Below are 18,006 nucleotides of genomic sequence, written 5' to 3'. Positions count from 1 at the left end.
CGCTCAGGCGGCGGAATTGGTAGTCGATCATGTTTGGTAAGAGAGGCTCTGACGACGGCAACCGGTTCAAGCCGGAATTCCGCCAGCCGGCACCGGGGCCGGCGGCGCCTGGATCCGCGGACGCCGCGGTTCTTGCGCGGCCCGCCGCGCCGCCGCAGGCCGGAGAGCCGGCCGCTCAGCCCGCCCGCCGCCCGGTCGAGCCGCCGCCGCTGGCGCCGGAGCCGAAGAAGGTCCAGCGCGAGCGCAGCGAGACCTACTACGACACCAAGAGCCAGGTCTTTTCCGCCCTCATCGACACGATCGACCTGTCGCAGCTCGCCAAGCTCGATCCCGAAAGCGCGCGCGAGGAAATCCGCGACATCGTCAACGACATCATCGCGATCAAGAATTTCGCGATGTCGATCGCCGAGCAGGAGCAATTGCTCGAGGATATCTGCAACGATGTGCTCGGCTACGGGCCGCTGGAGCCGCTGCTTGCCCGTGACGACATCGCCGACATCATGGTCAACGGCTCCAAGAACGTCTACATCGAAGTCAACGGCAAGGTCGAACAGACCGGCATACGCTTCCGCGACAATCAGCAGCTCCTCAATATCTGCCAGCGCATCGTCAGCCAGGTTGGCCGCCGGGTCGACGAATCGAGCCCGATCTGCGACGCCCGCCTTCCCGACGGTTCCCGCGTCAACGTCATCGCGCCGCCGCTCTCCATCGACGGCACCGCCCTCACCATCCGCAAGTTCAAGAAGGACAAGCTGACGCTCGACCAGCTGGTCAAGTTCGGCGCGATCTCGCCGCAGGGCGCCGAGGTCCTCAAGATCATCGGCCGAGTCCGCTGCAATGTCGTCATCTCGGGCGGCACCGGCTCAGGCAAGACGACCCTGCTCAACTGCCTGACCAACTACATCGACCGCGAGGAGCGCGTCATCACCTGCGAGGACTCCGCCGAACTGCAGCTGCAACAGCCGCATGTGGTTCGCCTCGAAACCCGTCCGCCCAATCTCGAGGGCGAGGGCGAGGTGACGATGCGCGACCTGGTCAAGAACTGCCTGCGCATGCGGCCCGAGCGGATCATCGTCGGCGAAGTGCGCGGACCGGAAGTGTTCGACCTGTTGCAGGCGATGAACACCGGCCACGACGGTTCGATGGGAACGATCCACTCCAACAGCCCACGCGAGTGCCTGAACCGTATCGAATCGATGATCGCGATGGGCGGTTATTCGCTGCCGCAGAAGACCGTGCGCGAGATCGTCGTCGGCTCGGTCGACGTGATCATCCAGGCGGCCCGCCTGCGCGACGGCTCGCGCCGCATCACCCACATCACCGAAGTGATCGGCATGGAAGGCGACGTCATCATCACGCAGGACCTCATCCTCTACAACATCAAGGGTGAGGACGCGGGCGGCCGGCTGATCGGCGAGCATGTGTCGACCGGTATCGGCCGTCCACATTTCTGGGATCGCGCCCGTTATTATGGCGAGGAGCAGCGCCTCGCGACCGCGCTCGAGGCTATGGAGAAAAACGCTGGCTGACGCATTTGGAGGCGTAGGGGCTCTGGTCGATGTTCGGAATTGACAGCACCGTACTTGCGTTTGTCGTGCTGGCTGGCTTCAGCGCCGGCGCGGTCGCCTATGCTTTCCTGTTCACCCGTATCAGCAACGAGAAGCAGGTCGGCAAGCGGCTTGAGACCATCAAGACGGCTGAAACCGACCGGTCGATCGTCAAGGCTTCGCGCGACCGCGCCGCCGAGGCGGTAAAGCGGCGAAAGTCCCTCCAGGATACGCTGAAGCAGCTCGACGAAAAGCAGAGATCCAACGATCGCATCGTCAAGAAGCCGCCGCTCAAGGTGCAGATCCGCCAGGCCGGCATGCAGGTCTCCATCGAGCGCTTCTATATCTACTCGGCGATCTGCGGCATCGCCCTCATGGTGCTCGCCTACGTGGCCGGCGCGCCCCTTCTGGTGCTGCCGGGCGCATTGCTGGCCGGCGCGTTCGGCTTGCCGCGCTGGTTCGTCTCGTTCCGCCGCAGCCGCCGGGTCAAGGCATTCCTCAACGAGTTTCCGAACGCACTCGACATCATCGTGCGCGCGGTCAAGTCAGGCCTGCCACTCAACGATGCCATCCGTCTGATCGCCAACGAGTCTCCGGAGCCGGTCAGGACCGAGTTTCGCCGCATCATCGATTCGCAGCAGATGGGCATGTCGATCCCCGACGCCACCATCCGCATGTCCGAAACCATGCCGTGCGCGGAGGCGGGCTTCTTCGGCATCGTCATCCAGATCCAGTCACAGGCGGGCGGCAACCTCTCCGAGGCGCTTGGCAACCTCTCGCGCGTGCTGCGCGACCGCAAGAAGATGAAGGCCAAGGTGCAGGCGCTGTCGATGGAGGCGAAGGCATCGGCCGTCATCATCGGCGCCCTGCCTTTCGTCGTCGCCTTCCTCGTCTACCTGTCGAGCCCGAACTACATCATGCCGCTGTTCACCACCAGCACGGGCAACCTGATCATCGGCTGTTCGCTGGTCTGGATGTCGATCGGCATCCTGGTGATGCGTAAGATGATGAACTTCGAAGTCTAGGGGGCGTCAGTGACAGACCAGGTCGTCAAATCCCTCACCGACCCCGGCTTTCTGATCGCCTTGCTGGTCGGCATCGCGGTGTTCGCGACGGTCTTCACGCTCTTGCCGGCGCTTGGCGGCAACCAGCTTAAGTCGCGCATGAAATCGGTGGCGCTGGAGCGCGAGGAACTGCGCGCCAAGCAGCGCGCACGGCTGGCCAACGAAGCCGATCGCCGCCGCAAGGGCCTGCGCGAAGAGCAGTCGATCGGCATGCGCAACATCGTCGATCGGCTGGACCTGAGGCGCGCGCTGGCCGATGAAGGCACGCTGCAGAAGCTCAAAGTGGCCGGGTTTCGCGGCCAGAATCCGCTGACGCGCTTCCTGTTCTTCCGCCTGGTCCTGCCCTTCGTCGGTTTCGCGCTCGCGGCCGTCTACCTGTTCGTGCTCGGCGGCCTGCCCCAGCAGCCACCCTTCATCAAGCTGTTTGTCTGCGTTGTGGTTGCCTATGGCGGCTTCTATGCGCCGATCCTTTACGTCAACAACCGCGCCACCAAGCGCAAGCAGTCGATCCAGATGGCGTGGCCGGACGCGCTGGATCTGATGCTGATCTGCGTTGAGTCGGGCATGTCCGTGGAAGCAGCGCTGCGCAAGGTCGCCGACGAGATCGGCGGTCAGTCGGTGGCGCTCGCGGAAGAGTTCGTGCTCACCAACGCCGAGCTCTCCTATCTGCAGGAGCGCAAGGTGGCCTACGAGAACCTTGCCAGCCGCACCGGCCTGGAATCGGTCAAGTCGGTGTCGCAGGCGCTGGTCCAGGCCGAGCGCTACGGCACGCCGGTCGCGCATGCGCTGCGCGTGCTGGCCTCGGAAAGCCGCGACATGCGCATGAACGCGGCGGAGAAGAAGGCAGCCGCCCTGCCGCCCAAGCTCACCGTGCCGATGATCCTGTTCTTCCTGCCGGTGCTGTTCGCCATCATCCTGGGGCCGGCCGGCATCCAGGTCAGCCAGCGCGGCATCTTCGGCGATCAGCACAATTCAAGCAGTCAGTAGGGCAGCGACACCCGGAAGCTGACGAAAAAGGCTGCGCTTGACGCCGGCAATGGCCGCTGGCGTTACTGACCAGCTTTGGTAGATCATTGTCGCGCAGATCGAGAAGAGGGAAGCCGAGAAGCCGGCTGCATGCAGGCCATACATGAAACGGATAGCCAATGATTGTGAGGATAGCGGACCTGGAGATCGACGCCGACTGCCTCGACGCCTACGCCGCTCTCATCTCTGAAGAGACGGAAGCCTCTGTGAGGCTAGAGTCTGGGGTGCTTTTTCTATTCGCGGTGTCGGTCAGAGAAAGCCCGCATATCGTCCGCGTCATTGAAGGTTATGCCGATCAGGCGGCTTATGAAGCGCACCTGACCACGCCACATTTTCTCAAATACAAGGCCGAGACCGCCGGTATGGTGAAGTCCCTCCGTCTGATCGAAACCGATCCGATCTCGCTGAAAGCTAAAACTCAAATTTCAAACTGATCCATTGCCGATGACCTTGAGGAATCGGCTGACGCTGGCGATGCCGTCAGTTGGTCGCGGGCGTGTCTTTTGCCTTGTCCTGGTCCTTCAGCTGGTTCCAGGCGTTCTGCTGGGCGAGCATCTGGCGCAAATAGGCGACATTGGCTTGCGCCTGTTCGGGCGAGAGCTCCTGCGAGGCGATCTTCTCGGCCTCGTCGAAGCGGCCCTGTAGGCCGACGACCAGCGCCAGATTCTGGCGCACGCGACTGTCGGCGTTCGGCTGCTGGGCCGCCGAGCGCATGTAGGTCTCGGCGGTGCGCAGGTCGCCTTCCAGCACATAAGACATGCCGAGATTGGACAGGATCGAGGGTTCGTTCGGCTTGAGGTCGAGCGCCTTGCGGTAGTCCTGGCGCGCCTCGTCCCGCTGGCCGAGCTGGTCGAGGATCGCGGCTTCGGCCGACACCAGCCGCCAGTCCGGATATTCAGGCGTCTGCGCGCGGCGCACAGCATCCAGCGCCGGCTCGAACTGCCCGTTGGCGGCGAGCGCCTTGCCGTAGGCGGCGAGCACGTCGCGGTCCTTGGGCAGTGCGATCGCCAGCTTGCGCATCACGGCAAGCGACTGGTCCGCGTCGCCATCCATCTGCAGCGCCGCCGCGTAATTGGTGGCGATCCGCTTGTCGTTGGGGTTCCTGGCATAGGATTCGCCGAGCCTGGCCGTCGCGCTGTGCAGCTCGGAGGCAGACATGGTCTCCAGCGGCCTGCTGTCGGACCGTACGATGGAGCCAGTCGTGAGCTTGCTGGTACCGCAGCCGGCGACACTTGCCGCGAGTGCAGCCATGAAGACCGTGGTGATCAGCCGCTTGCCCGTGTTCATCAAACCATTGATCAGCATCGGCCTGCGGCCTCCATATGTGTGCGGCCTTGTGTGGCCGTCTTCCCTCCCGAAGAAATATTCTGTTAACCCTAACGGACAGTTAAGAACGCCGAGTCGGACGGCGTTAGAGCGGTTCAGCGTTTCATGGAATCGCCGAACCGCTCTAACTATTTGCTTCTTCGCAATTCCGGACGGAAAACCGCTACACACTTTTCCTGGAATTGCTCTAGCGGAGACCATCGAATGCCAGTCGAACTCGTCGAGACGAAATCAGCGACCGCCCTGCCGGTCCACCTGGTCGCGGGCGGCGGCCTTGATGCCGCGGGTCTGGCACCTGCCGTGATTGCCTGGGCCCGGGCCAACGGCTTTTCCGGCGAGGCCGGCAGGACGCTGCCCTTGCCGGGCGAGGACGGCGCGCTTGCCGGCGTCCTGTTCGGCCTTGGCGATGGCGATGGCGCGCTCACCGTTGGTGCCCTGGCGAGAGCCCTGCCGGAAGGTGACTGGCACTTCGCCGTCGAGCCGGCCTGGCCGGACCTTGCGGCGATCGGGCTTGTGCTTGGCGGCTATGCCTTCACCCGCTATGGCAAGAAGCCCGGCAGGCAGCTCCGCTTCGCCCTGCCGGCGGGCGCCGATGCCGCGCATGTCCGCCGCATCGCCGATGGCGTTTTCCTGACCCGCGACCTCGTCAACACGCCAACCAGCGACATGGGACCGGACGAGCTGGAAAAAGCGGCGCGGGTCTTGGCCGCCACGCACCAGGCCGAGGTGTCGGTAATCATGGGCGACGATCTCCTCAAGCAGAACCTCCCGATGATCCACGCGGTCGGCCGCGCCTCCACAAACGCGCCGCGGCTGATCGACATGCTCTGGGGCCCACCGGAGGCGCCGAAGGTGACGCTGGTCGGCAAGGGCGTCTGCTTCGACACCGGCGGCCTCGACATCAAGCCGTCATCAGGCATGCTGCTGATGAAGAAGGACATGGGTGGCGCCGCCAACGTGCTGGGCCTTGCCTCCATGATTATGGCCGCCAGGCGCAACGTACGGCTGCGCGTCTTGATCCCGGCGGTCGAGAACTCGATAGCCGGCAACGCCTTCCGGCCGGGCGATGTGCTGACGAGCCGCAAGGGCATCACCGTCGAGATCGGCAACACCGACGCCGAGGGGCGGCTGGTGCTGGCGGATGCGCTGGCGCTGGCCGATGACGAACAGCCCGAGCTGCTCGTCGACATGGCGACGCTGACCGGCGCTGCCCGTGTCGCGCTCGGTCCGGATCTGCCGCCCTTCTACACCGGCGATGAGGTGCTGGCGTCCGAGCTGTCGGCGGCATCGATGGCGGTCGAGGATCCGCTGTGGCGCATGCCCTTGTGGCGACCCTACGATGCAAAGCTGTCGTCGAAGATCGCCGACATCAACAACGTCACCAGCGATGGCTTCGCCGGCTCGGTCACTGCGGCGCTTTTCCTCAAACGCTTCGTCGAGAAGACGCCGCGCTGGGCGCATTTCGACATCTTCGCCTGGAATCCGTCGGATCGCGCGCATGGCATTGCCGGCGGCGAGGCGCAGGGCATTCGCGCGCTGGAGCGGATTATCTCCAGGCGTTTCGGGTGATGCCTTTGGGGCCAAATACGCCGGTACTGAAACGGAACCGAAACAATTTGCCGGCATGCTGGGGCGATGTCGATCTCGATGCGCCCCAGCCAGGCTCTCAGACTGTGGCAGCAGGTGATGCTGTCGCAGGTGCGCGACGGCGCGCCCGATCTCACCATGCGCCAGACGGCGATCCTGTTCACCATCTATCTCGACCCGCCGCCGCATACGGTGCGTGGGCTCGCGGCCCGGCTCAACGTCACCAAGCCGGTCATCACGCGAGCGCTCGACACGATGGGCGCGCTGAAGCTGGTGTCGCGCCACCGCGATGAGCTCGACAAGCGCAACGTCCTGATCAGGCGTACCGTCGAGGGCGCGCTCTTTGTCGAGCGCTTCGGCGATGGTATCATCGCTAGGGCCCATGAACTGCCCATCTGACCGATCGTCCATCTGACCGAGTGCCGATTTGACCGCCAGGGATGCCCGCCTCCACGCCTTCCGTTCCGATCTCGCCGATGCCAGGCTGAAAGGCGAGGTTTCAGCCGAGCGTTTCGTCGCCGGGCTACCGGCGCGGATTTCCGTTCCGGTGGCGGATCTGCGCAAGGCACCGCGCTGGGATGCCGGCGTCAACACGCAGGCCGTGTTCGGCGACGATGTCCTGGTCTTCGAGGAGAGGGAAGGCTGGGCCTGGATCCAGGCCGAGCGCGACGGTTATGTCGGCTATGTCGCCGACACCGTGCTTGGGGCGAGGGATCACGCGCCGACCCATGTCGTCTCGGTGCCGCGCACCTTCCTCTATCCTGGCCCTGACCTGCGCATCCCGGTAAGCGGCCAATTGTCGATGGGCTCGGCGGTGACTGTGACGGGCTCGGCCGAAACGCGCGGCACGCCCTATGCCCTTTTGTCGTCCGGCCAGGCGCTTATCGCGGCCCATCTGCGATCCATAGGCGAAGTTGCGACCGACTATGTTTCGGTTGCGGAGGGTTTTCTCGGCACGCCCTATCTGTGGGGCGGCGTCTCCGGCTTCGGCATCGACTGCTCCGGCCTCGTGCAATTGGCGATGCGCATGACGGGCAAGGACGTGCTGCGCGACTCCGACATGCAGGCGGCATCGATCGGCGAGCCGCTCGATCCGGGACCTGACTTCGCGGGCTTGCGGCGCGGCGACCTCGTCTTCTGGAAGGGCCATGTCGCGATCATGACCGACCCCGACACCATGATCCACGCCAACGGCCACACAATGCTGGTCTCGCGCGAAGGGCTGAAGGAGGCCGTCGAGCGCATCGGCTATCTCTATGGCGGCCCGACGGGGTTTCGGCGGCCCTGACCTTCCTCTCCCCGTAAACGGGGCGAGGAACGTTGATCCCCTTTTGTTCCGATTTTTCTTGGCGATCGCGCGCCGTCGCGCTACCTCTGGCGCGTGACAGAGCAGCCGCGCCTTGCCGAACGGAATGCCGCCGTGGTGCTGCCCGAGCCATTCGTCAGATGGTTCGGGCAGAAGGGCTGGTCGCCGCGCGCCCATCAGCTTGAACTTTTGGCGCGGGCGCAAGCCGGCCAGTCGGTGCTGCTGATCGCGCCGACCGGCGCCGGCAAGACGCTCGCCGGCTTCATGCCTTCGCTGATCGAACTTGCCAACCGTCCCAGGCGGAAGCCCGGCGAGGCGCATCGCGGCATCCACACGCTCTACATTTCGCCGCTCAAGGCGCTGGCCGTCGACATCGAGCGCAATCTCGGCAAGCCAGTGGAAGAGATCGGGCTTCCCGTCACCATCGAGACGCGCACCGGCGACACGCCTTCGCACAAGCGCCAAAGGCAGAAGCTGGCGCCGCCCGACATCCTGCTGACGACGCCCGAGCAGCTTGCCCTGTTGATCGCCTCGAACGATGCAAGACGCTTCTTCGAGGATTTGCGCTACATCGTGCTCGACGAACTGCATTCGCTGGTCACCTCGAAGCGCGGTCATCTGCTGGCGCTCGGCCTGGCGCGGCTGCGCGCTTTCGTTCCCAATCTGCAGACGATCGGGCTTTCCGCGACCGTCGCCGAGCCCGACGAGTTGCGCCGCTGGCTGGTCGCGCAGAACCCACCCGGCGAGATGGCCGGACTGATCACCGTGGCAGGCGGCGCCAAGCCCGACATCTCCATTCTCGATTCGCAGGAGCGCGTGCCGTGGTCCGGTCATTCGGCCCGCTATGCCATCCCGGAAATCTACGAGGCGATCAAAAGACACCGCACGACGATTTTGTTCGTCAACACCCGCAGCCAGGCCGAACTGCTGTTCCAGGAGCTGTGGCGGGCAAACGAGGATTCGCTGCCGATCGCGCTGCATCACGGCTCGCTCGATGTCGGCCAGCGCCGGCGTGTCGAGAAGGCGATGGGAGAGAATGCACTACGCGCCATCGTCGCCACCTCGACGCTCGATCTCGGTATCGACTGGGGCGATGTCGATCTGGTCGTGCATGTCGGCGCGCCCAAGGGGGCAAGCCGGCTGGCGCAGCGCATCGGCCGCGCCAACCACCGCATGGATGAGCCGTCCAAGGCGATCCTGATTCCGGCCAACCGTTTCGAGGTGCTGGAATGCCGCGCCGCCCTCGACGCCAACTATCTTGGCGCGCAGGACACGCCGCCGCTGATCAAGGGCGCGCTCGATGTGCTGTCGCAGCATGTGCTGGGCGTGGCCTGCGGCGGACCCTTCGATGCCGGGCATCTATTCGTGGAGGTGAGAAGCGCCGCCCCCTATGCCGCGCTGGAGCGCGAGACCTTCGACCGCGTCATCGATTTCGTCGCTACCGGCGGCTACGCGCTGAAGAATTATGAGCGCTATGCCCGCATCCGCCGGACCAAGGAGGGTCTGTGGCGCGTCTCGCATCCGAGTGTCGCGCAGCAATACCGGCTGAATGTCGGCACCATCGTCGAGATGCCGGAGCTCAATGTCCGCTATGTCCGGCAGGGGCGCGGCATGGCCGGACGCGGCGGGCCGGTGCTTGGCAAGGTCGAGGAGTATTTCGCCGAGACGCTGCGCCCCGGTGACAATTTCCTGTTTGCCGGCAAGGTGCTGCGTTTCGAAGGCATCCGCGAGAACGAATGCGTCGTCTCCAACGGCGCCGGAGCCAACATCATCGTGCCCTCCTATGCCGGCGGCAAATTCCCGCTGTCGACCTACCTGGCCGAGCAGGTGCGCGGCATGCTGGCCGACAGCGATCGCTGGCAGGCCCTGCCGGAGCAGGTCGCCGACTGGCTTCGCCTGCAGAAGGAAAAGTCGGTGCTGCCGAAGCGCGGCGACCTGCTGGTCGAGACCTTTCCGCGCGGCAACCGCCACTACATGGTCGCCTATCCGTTCGGGGGCCGGCTGGCGCACCAGACGCTGGGCATGCTTTTGACACGGCGGCTGGAGCGCGCGCATGCGAGACCGCTCGGCTTCGTCGCCACCGACTATTCGCTTGCCGTCTGGGCGCTGGACGACATGGCGGCTTTGTTCAGGGCGAAGAAGCCATCACTCGGCCAACTGTTCGACGAGGACATGCTGGGCGACGACCTCGAAGCCTGGTTGAACGACAGCTGGATGCTGAAGCGCACCTTCCGCACCTGCGCGGTTATCGCCGGGCTGATCGAGAAGCGCTTTCCCGGACAGGAAAAGAGCGGCCGGCAGGTGACGGTCTCGGCCGATCTGATCTACGATGTGCTTCGCAGCCACGAGCCGGACCATATCTTGCTGCAGGCGACGCGCACCGATGCCTCCGCCGGCCTGCTCGATGTCAGCAGGCTCGCCGAGATGCTCTCGCGTGTGCGAGGTCGAATCGTGCATAAGCATCTCGACCAGATTTCGCCGCTAGCGATCCCGGTGATGCTGGAGATCGGCAAGGAACCGGTCAATGGCGGTGCCAACGAGACGCTGCTGATGGAAGCCGCCGATCTGGTCGAGGAGGCCATGGGCCGATAAGGACTGGGGACGGAGAGGGATGAATTTTTCGCTGACGCGCGCAACGCTGATCGCCGAGGCCGACCTGATCGGCATCGCCGGCGAGCGCGCCGTCTGCGACCCGCGCGGCGTGCTTTACTTCCCTGACCTGCGGCTGCTCGCGGTATCGGACCTGCATCTGGAAAAAGGCTCTTCCTTCGCCAGGCGAGGCTCGCTGATCCCGCCTTACGATACAGGTGCGACACTGCTCAGGCTGCAGGCGGCGATCGCCGACTACCAGCCGGCGATCGTCATCAGCCTGGGCGACTCTTTCCATGACGGCGGCGGCGCCGAGCGCATGCACGCGAGTTTCCGAGATCGGCTGGAAAGCCTGATGGCGGGCCGTGACTGGTTCTGGATCGCCGGCAACCACGATCCCGACGCGCCGGCCGACCTGCCCGGCGAGACCGTGCGCGAGCTAGCCATCGGCTCGCTGCTCTTCCGGCACGAGCCGTCGAAGGTGCGCGTGGAAGGCGAGATATCAGGCCATCTCCACCCTTGCGCCCGCATCGTCCAGCGCGGCCGCTCGGTGCGGCGGCGCTGCTTCGCCGCCGATGGCGGCCGCATGATCATGCCGGCCTTCGGCGCCTACACCGGCTCGCTCAACGTGCTCGACCGCGCCTATGCAGGCCTGTTCCGTCGCGAGACGCTGATGGCCTACATGCTCGGCGCCGAACGCATCTTCGCCATTTCCCACGCCATGCTGCGTCCAGGCTGAACTGGGAATTGCTCTAAGGAAGCATTACGGTTGCGCCGATCGTCTGCCGCGCTTCTAGCCGGCGATGCGCTTCGGCCACTTTGGCGAGCGGGATCCGGGCGTGCAAGGGTATTTTCACGGCACCGCTCAGCACGACGCTGAAGAGTTCTTCGCTCATGGCGACGACGTCCTCGCGCCTGGCGAGATGATGGAACAACAACGGCCAGGTGGCGAACAGCGAGCCTTTCTGCATCAGCAGCATGATGTCGAACGGCGGGATCGATCCTGACGCCGTGCCGAAGCTGACGAAGGTGCCAAAGGGCCGCAGGCAACCGAGCGAGGCGGGAAAGGTCGCCTTGCCGACGCCGTCGTAGACGACGTGACAGCCTTCGCCACCAGTGATCTCCCTCACCCGCGCGGCAAAGTCTTCCCTGCCATAGTCGATGACATGGTCGCAGCCACTGGCGCGCGCGAGCTCGGCCTTCTCTGGCGAACCGACCGTGCCGATGACGGTGGCGCCGAGATGCTTAGCCCATTGTGTCAGGATGAGGCCGACGCCGCCCGCCGCGGCCTGCACGAGGATGGTGTGGCCCGCCTCGACGCGAAACGTGCGGCGCAGCAGATATTGCGCCGTCAGCCCCTTCAGCATCATCGCCGCGCCGGTCTCGAAGTCGATGGCGTCGGGCAGATGGACGACAAAATGCGCCGGCACGATGCGTTCCTCGGCATAGGCGCCCAGCGTCTCGACATAGGCGACACGATCGCCGGACGCGAAGCCGCTCACCCCTTCGCCGACGGCGACGATTTCGCCGGCGCCTTCATTGCCCGGCGTGAATGGCAAAGCGGGCGGCGCATATTCGCCGGTGCGGAAATAGATGTCGACGAAGTTTAGGCCGACCGCCCGGTTGCACACGCGGACCTCGCCGGGTCCGGGCTGGCCGATGTCGACATCTTCATAGGCAAGCACATCTGGCCCGCCATGGCGGTGGACGCGGATCGCTTTCATGGATTTCTTCCTTGCGCTGTCTCGTGGCAGGGAGATAGCGCGTGGCGCGATATCATTGTAGGCTGATATCCGTGACATCAGAGTTCAAGGATCATGATATCTGAGCAAATAGGCCTCGACCTTCTTCGCACCTATGTGGCGGTCTGCCGGCAGGGCAGCCTGAGCAGGGTCGCTGCGCAGACCGGCAGAACCCAATCGTCGCTGAGCATGCAGATGCGGCGGCTCGAAGGATTGCTGCAACGGCACCTGTTCCAACGCACCGGCCGCGGTGTCGTGCCAACCGCGGAGGGGGAACTCTTTCTGGGATACGCGACCCGCATCCTGGCTCTGGGCGATGAGGCGGTGGCACGTCTGCGGCCGGCCGGCGTAGGCGGCGGCGTGCGTATCGGCCTCGCCGAGGAGGTCACGACGGCAGCGCTGTCGGCAGCACTCGGGCGGCTTCATCGCACCTATCCCGAGATCAGCCTTGACGTGACGGTCGAGCACAGTGTCGCGCTGGGACGGCTTTGGAGTGAGGATGTGCTGGATGTCATGATCGCCCCGACATCCGTCGTCGCGGCCGATGCCCTGACGACGTGGAACGTCGAACTGCAGTGGGTCTGCGCTCACGACTACGAGCTGGATGCGGGGCGGCCGCTCGATCTCGTCGCCTTTGGCGCAACCTGCCCTTGGCGCAGGCGTATGATCGAGGCGCTGCTTGCCGCCGGCAGGGAGCACAGGATCGGCTTGTCGTGCCAGAGCATCACCGGCCTGCAGGCAGCGATCGAGAATGGGCTGGGCGTCGGGCTGCTTCCGCCCGAATCGGTGCGCACTGCTTCGATGCGGGTGCTGAAGACATCTGCTGGCGTTCCCGACACGCTGACGGTCCAATACGGTCTTTACGCACACGACCGACGGACAGCCGTCGTCGACGCCGCGATCGAAATCTTGCTGAAGGACTTGCCAGCCGCGCCACGGGCACGGGCGGCATGACGGAGAGAACGCGCTACCGGCCGTAATAGAGGGTGACCGTGTGCTTCGCCTCGGCGAAGAACAGCCAGCGCTCGACCAGCATACCGGCGAACTGGAGGATGGCCGCAAGCACCGACAGGACCGCCGCGACCGGCCAGGGCAAAGCGGACGCAACGGCAAGCAGCAGGGCCGGCAAGGCGAAAGCCAGCACCTGCGTAATCCGCCGCAGTTTGGCGGCGTGCTTTCGGGCGATACGAAAGCCCATTTCCTTGAGAAGATAGTTCTCTTCGGTGTGCGGCCATTCCAGCGACCGCACCGTGCCTCCGGCGAGGCCCGTCGCGGTGTTGGCGGTAGTCGGAGTTTCCAGCCGGTCATTGTACCGCCAGGTCGCTAGCTTCCACCCCCAGCCGGCAAGGGTGGCAAGCATCGAGAGCGCTAGCACGGCCACCGAACCGACGCCGAAGACCTGCAGCAGCGCGTTGAAAAGCACGCCGCCGGTCATCGCGGAAAAGATCAGATAGCCGGGCAGGGTGAAGCGGCTGTGCCACTGCGCGATTGGCTTCAGCGAGGCATAGATCATGCCGGTGGTGCAGACCGTGGTGACCGCGCCGAGGGCAGCCAACACCCCGGCGATTGCCACCCAGCCGCCGTTGCGGCCCAAAAACACCCAGCCGATGCCGAACAGTCCGGCCGGGATGAAGGTCGCGACCGACGCAACGCCCTCGCGCGACAGCCAGGAACTGCGCCACTGCGAGAAGGCGCGCCAGGCTCGTTCAGGCCGCCCGAGATGGCCGGTCGATGACAGAAGGCCGGCCGCGATCAGGCCGAGCGCCAGTCCCATGCCGACGAGCCCGAGCCAGAAGTCGGGTTCGACAAAGCCCAGCCCGCCGAGCACGCCAAGCAGCGCCAGCAGGCCGTAGCCGGCGCCTGTGGCAGTGGTGAAGAAGACGACGGAGAAAGCGGGATGCATGGCCGGGATGCTAGTTCGAAAGCATGCGGTCGATCCAGCCGAGGAAGCCGCCTTCGGCCCGCACCGGCTCTAGCGCCGGCGCCGGCACCCTGGCGGCGCGTCCCGTATGGGCGCGCGGCGGCAGATACTTGTTGGTCGGGCGATAGCCGAGTTCCGGCATCAGGTCGACGCCGCCGCGCGCCGTCACCAGCTGCGATACGGCTGACGCCGGATCGCCGAGATCGCCGAAATGGCGGGCGCTGGTCGGGCAGGCCGCCACGCAGGCCGGCACGCGATCCTCCTCGGCCAGATTGTCGTTGTAGATGCGGTCGACGCAGAGCGTGCATTTCTTCATCACGCCGACTTGCGTGTCGAACTCGCGCGCGCCGTAGGGGCAGGCCCAGCTGCACAGTTTGCATCCGATGCATTTGTCCTCGTCGACCAGCACGATGCCGTCCGACGCCCGCTTGTAGGAGGCGCCGGTCGGGCACACGGTGACGCAGGCAGGCGTCTCGCAATGCAGGCAGGAACGCGGGAAGTTCACCGTGCGCCCGCCCATCTCGGTCGTGTGCTCATAAGCGTGCACGCGGTTGAACCAGACGCCGTCGACATGCCCGCCATAGGGATCGATATCGGTCAGTGGCGCCATATGGCCGCCGGTGTTCCATTCCTTGCAAGCGGTGACGCAGGCTTGGCAGCCGACGCAGGTGTCGAGGTCGATCACCAGGCCGAGCTTCTTGTCGGTTTGCGCGGGAAGGCAGGTCATTCGGCGGCTTCCCTGTTCGTGCGGAACTCGGCGCCGAACTGAAGCATGTCAGGCGAGGGGTGGGAGTGTGGCGGCTCTCTGAACCGCTCGAATTGCGGCTCGGTGAAGCCCGCTTCTTGCGACGCGCATTTGACGATCCGAACCCGCACGTCGAACCATGCCGCCTGTCCCGTCACAGGGTCGGAGTTCGAATAGCGCTTGCCATTGGCGTCCGCCGCGGTCTGGTCGCCGATGATGTGGTTGAGCAGGAAGCCGCGATTGCTCTCCGCCGCATCGTGCTTCAGCCCCCAGCTGCCGCGCCGCTTGCCGATGGCGTTCCATGTCCACACCGTGTCGGGGTTGACGCCGTCGATCAGCTTGATCTGTCCCTTCACCCGGCCGTTGACGCTCTCGATCCACACCCAGTCGTCATCTGCCAGCCCGAGATTGGCGGCCGTCTTTGCATGCACGAACAGCCGGTTCTGGCTGGTGATCTGCCTCAGCCACGCATTCTGCGAGCCCCAGGAATGGTACATGTGCATCGGCCGCTGCGTCAGCGCATGCAAAGGATATTTTTTGAGGTCGGCAGCGTCGTCCTCTAAGGGTGCGTACCAGAACGGCAGCGGGTCCATATAGGTCTCGATGCGGGTCCGCTCTGCCTCCGGCGGCCGCACCTTCCCATGGCCACGCGCGGCCAGCCGGAAGCGCTGCATCGGCTCGGAATAGAGCTGGAAGACGACTGGCTCGGCCTTGGCGATGAAACCCATCTGCACCGCGAAGTCGAGATAGGCGCGGTTGCCCATCTTGTAATAACGCTGGTCGGCGGAAAAATCGTGGTGCCAGAAGCCGCCATTGTCGATGTAGCGCTGCAGCTGATCGGGATTGGCTTCGCCTCTGCCGATCGCGCTTCCGTCCTTTCCGCGCCAGCCGGCGAGCGGACCGATGCCGGGCGTGCGCTCGTGGTTGACGATGTAGTCGGCATAGTCCCGGTACTTGGGCGAGCCGTCGGCGTTGACGAAACCGGGCAGGCCGAGCCGCGCGCCGAGCTCGATCATCACCGACTGGAACGGCCTGACGTCGCGGTCCGGCTCCACGACGGGATAGCGGATGGCGTCGCCGGGTCCGTCGGCATGGCTGATCGGCCGGTCGAGCAGGCTGATGCAGTCATGCCGCTCGAGATATGTCGTGTCCGGCAGCACCAGGTCGGCGAACGGCACCGTCTCCGAGTAGTAGGCATCGGAATAGATGATGAAGGGGATCTTGTACGCGCCAGATGCATCCTTGTCGGTCAGCATACGAATCGTCTCGACGGTGTTCATCGAGGAATTCCAGGCCATGTTCGACATGTACATCAACAGCGTGTCGATCCGGTAGGGATCACCCGCCCAGGCATTGCGGATGACGCTGTGCATCAGGCCGTGGGCGGCGAGCGGCGCCTCCCAGGAATAGGCCTTGTCGATGCGGGTGGGCGTGCCGGTCTCGTCGACCAGAAGGTCATCCGGTCCGCAGACGAAGCCGAGCGGCATGCCTTCAAGCGGCGTCATCGGCCGGACATGCTTGCCCGCGGGCTTCGGTCCCGGCGGTGCGCAACGCGGATAGGGTGGCTTGAAGCGAAAGCCGCCCGGCACATCCACGGTGCCCAGCAGCACCTGCAGCAGATGAATGGCGCGGCAGGTGTGAAAGCCGTTGGAATGGGCCGAGATGCCGCGCATGGCGTGCATCGACACGGGCCGGCCCTTGATCGTCTCGTGCCGGCGTCCGGCCCAATCGGTCCAGGCCACCGGCAGTTCGATCGTCTGCTCGAAGGCGACATGCGCGAGTTCCGCCGCGATGCGGCGGATCGTGTCGGCGGCAACACCGCAGCGGCCGGCGACGGCGTCGGGCGAATGGCTGTCGTCGAGATAGCGGTCGGCAATGAGCTGGAACACCGGAACGCAGCGGCGGCCGTTGACCGTGTGGCTGCCGGTCAGCGCCGGTTTCGCGTTGGGGTCGGCAGCCTGGACCGGGGTCTTCGCAATCCTGTCCCAGGCGAGCGGATGGCCGGCGCCGTCGCGAACGAACAGCCCGTCATCGGCCCCCCCGGCTCCTGGATCACCAGCAGATGGGCGTTGGTGTAGCGCAGCAGATAGTCGAGATCGACGCGGCCGGCCTTGAGCAGCTCGTGGACAAGCGCCAGCACGAACAGGCCGTCGGTGCCCGGCCTGATGCCGATCCAGTCGTCGGCGATGGCGTTGTAGCCGGTGCGGCACGGATTGATCGAGACGACCTTGGCGCCGCGCGCCTTGAGTTTGCCGAGGCCGATCTTGATCGGGTTGGAATCATGGTCCTCGGCGACCCCGAACAGCATGAAGTATTTCGTGTTGTCCCAATCGGGCTCGCCGAATTCCCAGAACGAGCCGCCGATCGTGTAGAGGCCGCCGGCCGCCATGTTGACCGAGCAGAAGCCGCCATGGGCGGCGAAGTTCGGCGTGCCGAACTGGCTTGCCCACCAGCCGGTCAGCGACTGCGACTGGTCGCGCCCGGTGAAGAAGGCGAGCCTTTTGGGATCGCTCCGGCGTATTGCGGAAAGCCGCTCCGTTGCGATCGAAAAGGCTTCCTCCCATTCGATCTCGCGGAATTCGCCCGAGCCGCGCGGCCCGCTGCGCAGAAGCGGCTTCGTCAGCCGTGCCGGGCTGTAATGCTGCATGATGCCGGCGCTGCCCTTGCCGCAGATCACACCGCGATTGACCGGATGGTCCTTGTTGCCGTTGATGTAGCGCACCTTGCCGTCCTTGATGTGGACGTCGATGCCGCAGCGGCAGGCGCACATGTAGCAGGTTGTCTTGGCGATCCGGTCGGAGACGCTGGGCGACGTGTCGACGCCGTCACCCTCGTCAGGCGCGCGCGTGTCGGCCAGCGGCCTTTGCGACGGGGCGGAATTTGCGCCGCGCGGCGCACCGTGGCTCATGATCGGTGGGCGCTTTTACGGTCCGCGTTCTTGGCTCTCGTCTTGGGTCCGGGACCGCGCATGTAGTGTTGTTCAGGGTGATAGCGTTCGCCGGCGACCCGCCGCCGAAGGCTGCGCGTCCAATGTGCGAACAAAGACTTGAAACGCCCCATCAATTCTAATCCTCGCGACTCGGCCGCGATTTTTTTCCGACTCCGCTTAAAAACTTAGAACAAAGCAATCGATCTGTCTAACAAGTTGCTCTT

The 18,006-nt window shown here is 65.0% G+C and carries 14 protein-coding genes and 1 pseudogene; 10 read left to right on the top strand and 5 right to left on the bottom strand.

Annotated features, from left to right (window positions below):
* Window positions 1–29: 29 nt before the first annotated feature.
* The 4 genes from EJ073_RS16245 (at window position 30) to EJ073_RS16230 (ending at window position 4,071) form a co-directional block, all read left to right on the top strand.
* Complete coding sequence (locus tag EJ073_RS16245) at window positions 30–1,529, top strand: CpaF family protein (protein ID WP_126056632.1); 1,500 nt, start codon at window positions 30–32, stop codon at window positions 1,527–1,529.
* A 29-nt stretch (window positions 1,530–1,558) separates the two neighbouring features.
* Window positions 1,559–2,572: a type II secretion system F family protein gene (locus tag EJ073_RS16240; protein ID WP_126056631.1), complete on the top strand. Its 1,014-nt coding sequence runs from the start codon at window positions 1,559–1,561 to the stop codon at window positions 2,570–2,572.
* A gap of 9 nt (window positions 2,573–2,581) precedes the next feature.
* Window positions 2,582–3,598, top strand: a complete 1,017-nt coding sequence (locus EJ073_RS16235) for a type II secretion system F family protein (protein WP_126056630.1) — start codon at window positions 2,582–2,584, stop codon at window positions 3,596–3,598.
* A gap of 158 nt (window positions 3,599–3,756) precedes the next feature.
* Window positions 3,757–4,071, top strand: a complete 315-nt coding sequence (locus tag EJ073_RS16230; RefSeq protein ID WP_126056629.1) for a putative quinol monooxygenase — start codon at window positions 3,757–3,759, stop codon at window positions 4,069–4,071.
* A gap of 46 nt (window positions 4,072–4,117) precedes the next feature.
* Here EJ073_RS16230 and EJ073_RS16225 read toward each other — a convergent pair whose 3' ends face one another.
* Complete coding sequence (locus EJ073_RS16225) at window positions 4,118–4,942, bottom strand: tetratricopeptide repeat protein (protein WP_126056628.1); 825 nt, start codon at window positions 4,940–4,942, stop codon at window positions 4,118–4,120.
* Between the two features lie 225 nt (window positions 4,943–5,167).
* On the opposite strand from EJ073_RS16225, the gene EJ073_RS16220 reads away from it, so the two are divergent.
* From EJ073_RS16220 to pdeM, 5 genes are all read left to right on the top strand, one after another.
* Window positions 5,168–6,532 carry a leucyl aminopeptidase family protein gene (locus tag EJ073_RS16220; RefSeq protein ID WP_126056627.1) on the top strand — a complete coding sequence of 455 codons (1,365 nt, stop codon included), beginning with the start codon at window positions 5,168–5,170 and terminating at the stop codon, window positions 6,530–6,532.
* A gap of 66 nt (window positions 6,533–6,598) precedes the next feature.
* The gene (locus EJ073_RS16215; RefSeq protein WP_126056626.1) at window positions 6,599–6,949 is read left to right on the top strand and encodes a MarR family winged helix-turn-helix transcriptional regulator; all 351 of its coding nucleotides are present in this window, start codon (window positions 6,599–6,601) and stop codon (window positions 6,947–6,949) included.
* 28 nt (window positions 6,950–6,977) lie between these two features.
* On the top strand, window positions 6,978–7,838 hold the full coding sequence (locus EJ073_RS16210) for an NlpC/P60 family protein (protein WP_126056625.1): 861 nt from the start codon (window positions 6,978–6,980) through the stop codon (window positions 7,836–7,838).
* A gap of 93 nt (window positions 7,839–7,931) precedes the next feature.
* Window positions 7,932–10,448: a ligase-associated DNA damage response DEXH box helicase gene (locus EJ073_RS16205; RefSeq protein WP_126056624.1), complete on the top strand. Its 2,517-nt coding sequence runs from the start codon at window positions 7,932–7,934 to the stop codon at window positions 10,446–10,448.
* Between the two features lie 19 nt (window positions 10,449–10,467).
* Window positions 10,468–11,184: a ligase-associated DNA damage response endonuclease PdeM gene (pdeM, locus tag EJ073_RS16200; RefSeq protein ID WP_126056623.1), complete on the top strand. Its 717-nt coding sequence runs from the start codon at window positions 10,468–10,470 to the stop codon at window positions 11,182–11,184.
* Between the two features lie 13 nt (window positions 11,185–11,197).
* Here the strand turns inward: pdeM and EJ073_RS16195 are convergent, their stop codons facing one another.
* A complete protein-coding gene (locus tag EJ073_RS16195) occupies window positions 11,198–12,169 on the bottom strand; it encodes a quinone oxidoreductase (protein ID WP_126056622.1) in 972 nt (323 codons plus the stop codon).
* 93 nt (window positions 12,170–12,262) lie between these two features.
* Here EJ073_RS16195 and EJ073_RS16190 point away from each other — a divergent pair, with 93 nt between their 5' ends.
* A complete protein-coding gene (locus tag EJ073_RS16190; protein ID WP_126056621.1) occupies window positions 12,263–13,141 on the top strand; it encodes a LysR substrate-binding domain-containing protein in 879 nt (292 codons plus the stop codon).
* A gap of 13 nt (window positions 13,142–13,154) precedes the next feature.
* Here the strand turns inward: EJ073_RS16190 and EJ073_RS16185 are convergent, their stop codons facing one another.
* From EJ073_RS16185 to EJ073_RS16175, 3 genes and pseudogenes are all read right to left on the bottom strand, one after another.
* Entirely contained in the window at window positions 13,155–14,090 is a 936-nt protein-coding gene (locus EJ073_RS16185; RefSeq protein WP_126056620.1) for a DmsC/YnfH family molybdoenzyme membrane anchor subunit, read from the bottom strand.
* Window positions 14,091–14,100: 10 nt separating this feature from the next.
* Entirely contained in the window at window positions 14,101–14,835 is a 735-nt protein-coding gene (locus EJ073_RS16180) for a 4Fe-4S dicluster domain-containing protein (RefSeq protein ID WP_126056619.1), read from the bottom strand.
* A pseudogene (locus EJ073_RS16175) lies at window positions 14,832–17,761 on the bottom strand (molybdopterin oxidoreductase family protein). Before EJ073_RS16175 ends, EJ073_RS16180 begins: the two are co-directional and overlap by 4 nt.
* Window positions 17,762–18,006: the final 245 nt, after the last annotated feature.

The sequence above is a fragment of the Mesorhizobium sp. M4B.F.Ca.ET.058.02.1.1 genome (assembly GCF_003952505.1).
Taxonomy (GTDB): Bacteria; Pseudomonadota; Alphaproteobacteria; order Rhizobiales; family Rhizobiaceae; genus Mesorhizobium.
Note: the sequence above shows the minus strand (reverse complement) of the source record. Positions and strands in the feature narration are given on the sequence as shown.

Coding starts and splice junctions, on each gene's coding strand:
- EJ073_RS16245 (WP_126056632.1), top strand. CDS start 30: ATGTTTGGTAAGAGAGGCTCTGACGACGGCAACCGGTTCAAGCCGGAA.
- EJ073_RS16240 (WP_126056631.1), top strand. CDS start 1,559: ATGTTCGGAATTGACAGCACCGTACTTGCGTTTGTCGTGCTGGCTGGC.
- EJ073_RS16230 (WP_126056629.1), top strand. CDS start 3,757: ATGATTGTGAGGATAGCGGACCTGGAGATCGACGCCGACTGCCTCGAC.
- EJ073_RS16225 (WP_126056628.1), bottom strand. CDS start 4,942: ATGCTGATCAATGGTTTGATGAACACGGGCAAGCGGCTGATCACCACG.
- EJ073_RS16220 (WP_126056627.1), top strand. CDS start 5,168: ATGCCAGTCGAACTCGTCGAGACGAAATCAGCGACCGCCCTGCCGGTC.
- EJ073_RS16215 (WP_126056626.1), top strand. CDS start 6,599: ATGTCGATCTCGATGCGCCCCAGCCAGGCTCTCAGACTGTGGCAGCAG.
- pdeM (WP_126056623.1), top strand. CDS start 10,468: ATGAATTTTTCGCTGACGCGCGCAACGCTGATCGCCGAGGCCGACCTG.
- EJ073_RS16195 (WP_126056622.1), bottom strand. CDS start 12,169: ATGAAAGCGATCCGCGTCCACCGCCATGGCGGGCCAGATGTGCTTGCC.
- EJ073_RS16190 (WP_126056621.1), top strand. CDS start 12,263: ATGATATCTGAGCAAATAGGCCTCGACCTTCTTCGCACCTATGTGGCG.
- EJ073_RS16185 (WP_126056620.1), bottom strand. CDS start 14,090: ATGCATCCCGCTTTCTCCGTCGTCTTCTTCACCACTGCCACAGGCGCC.
- EJ073_RS16180 (WP_126056619.1), bottom strand. CDS start 14,835: ATGACCTGCCTTCCCGCGCAAACCGACAAGAAGCTCGGCCTGGTGATC.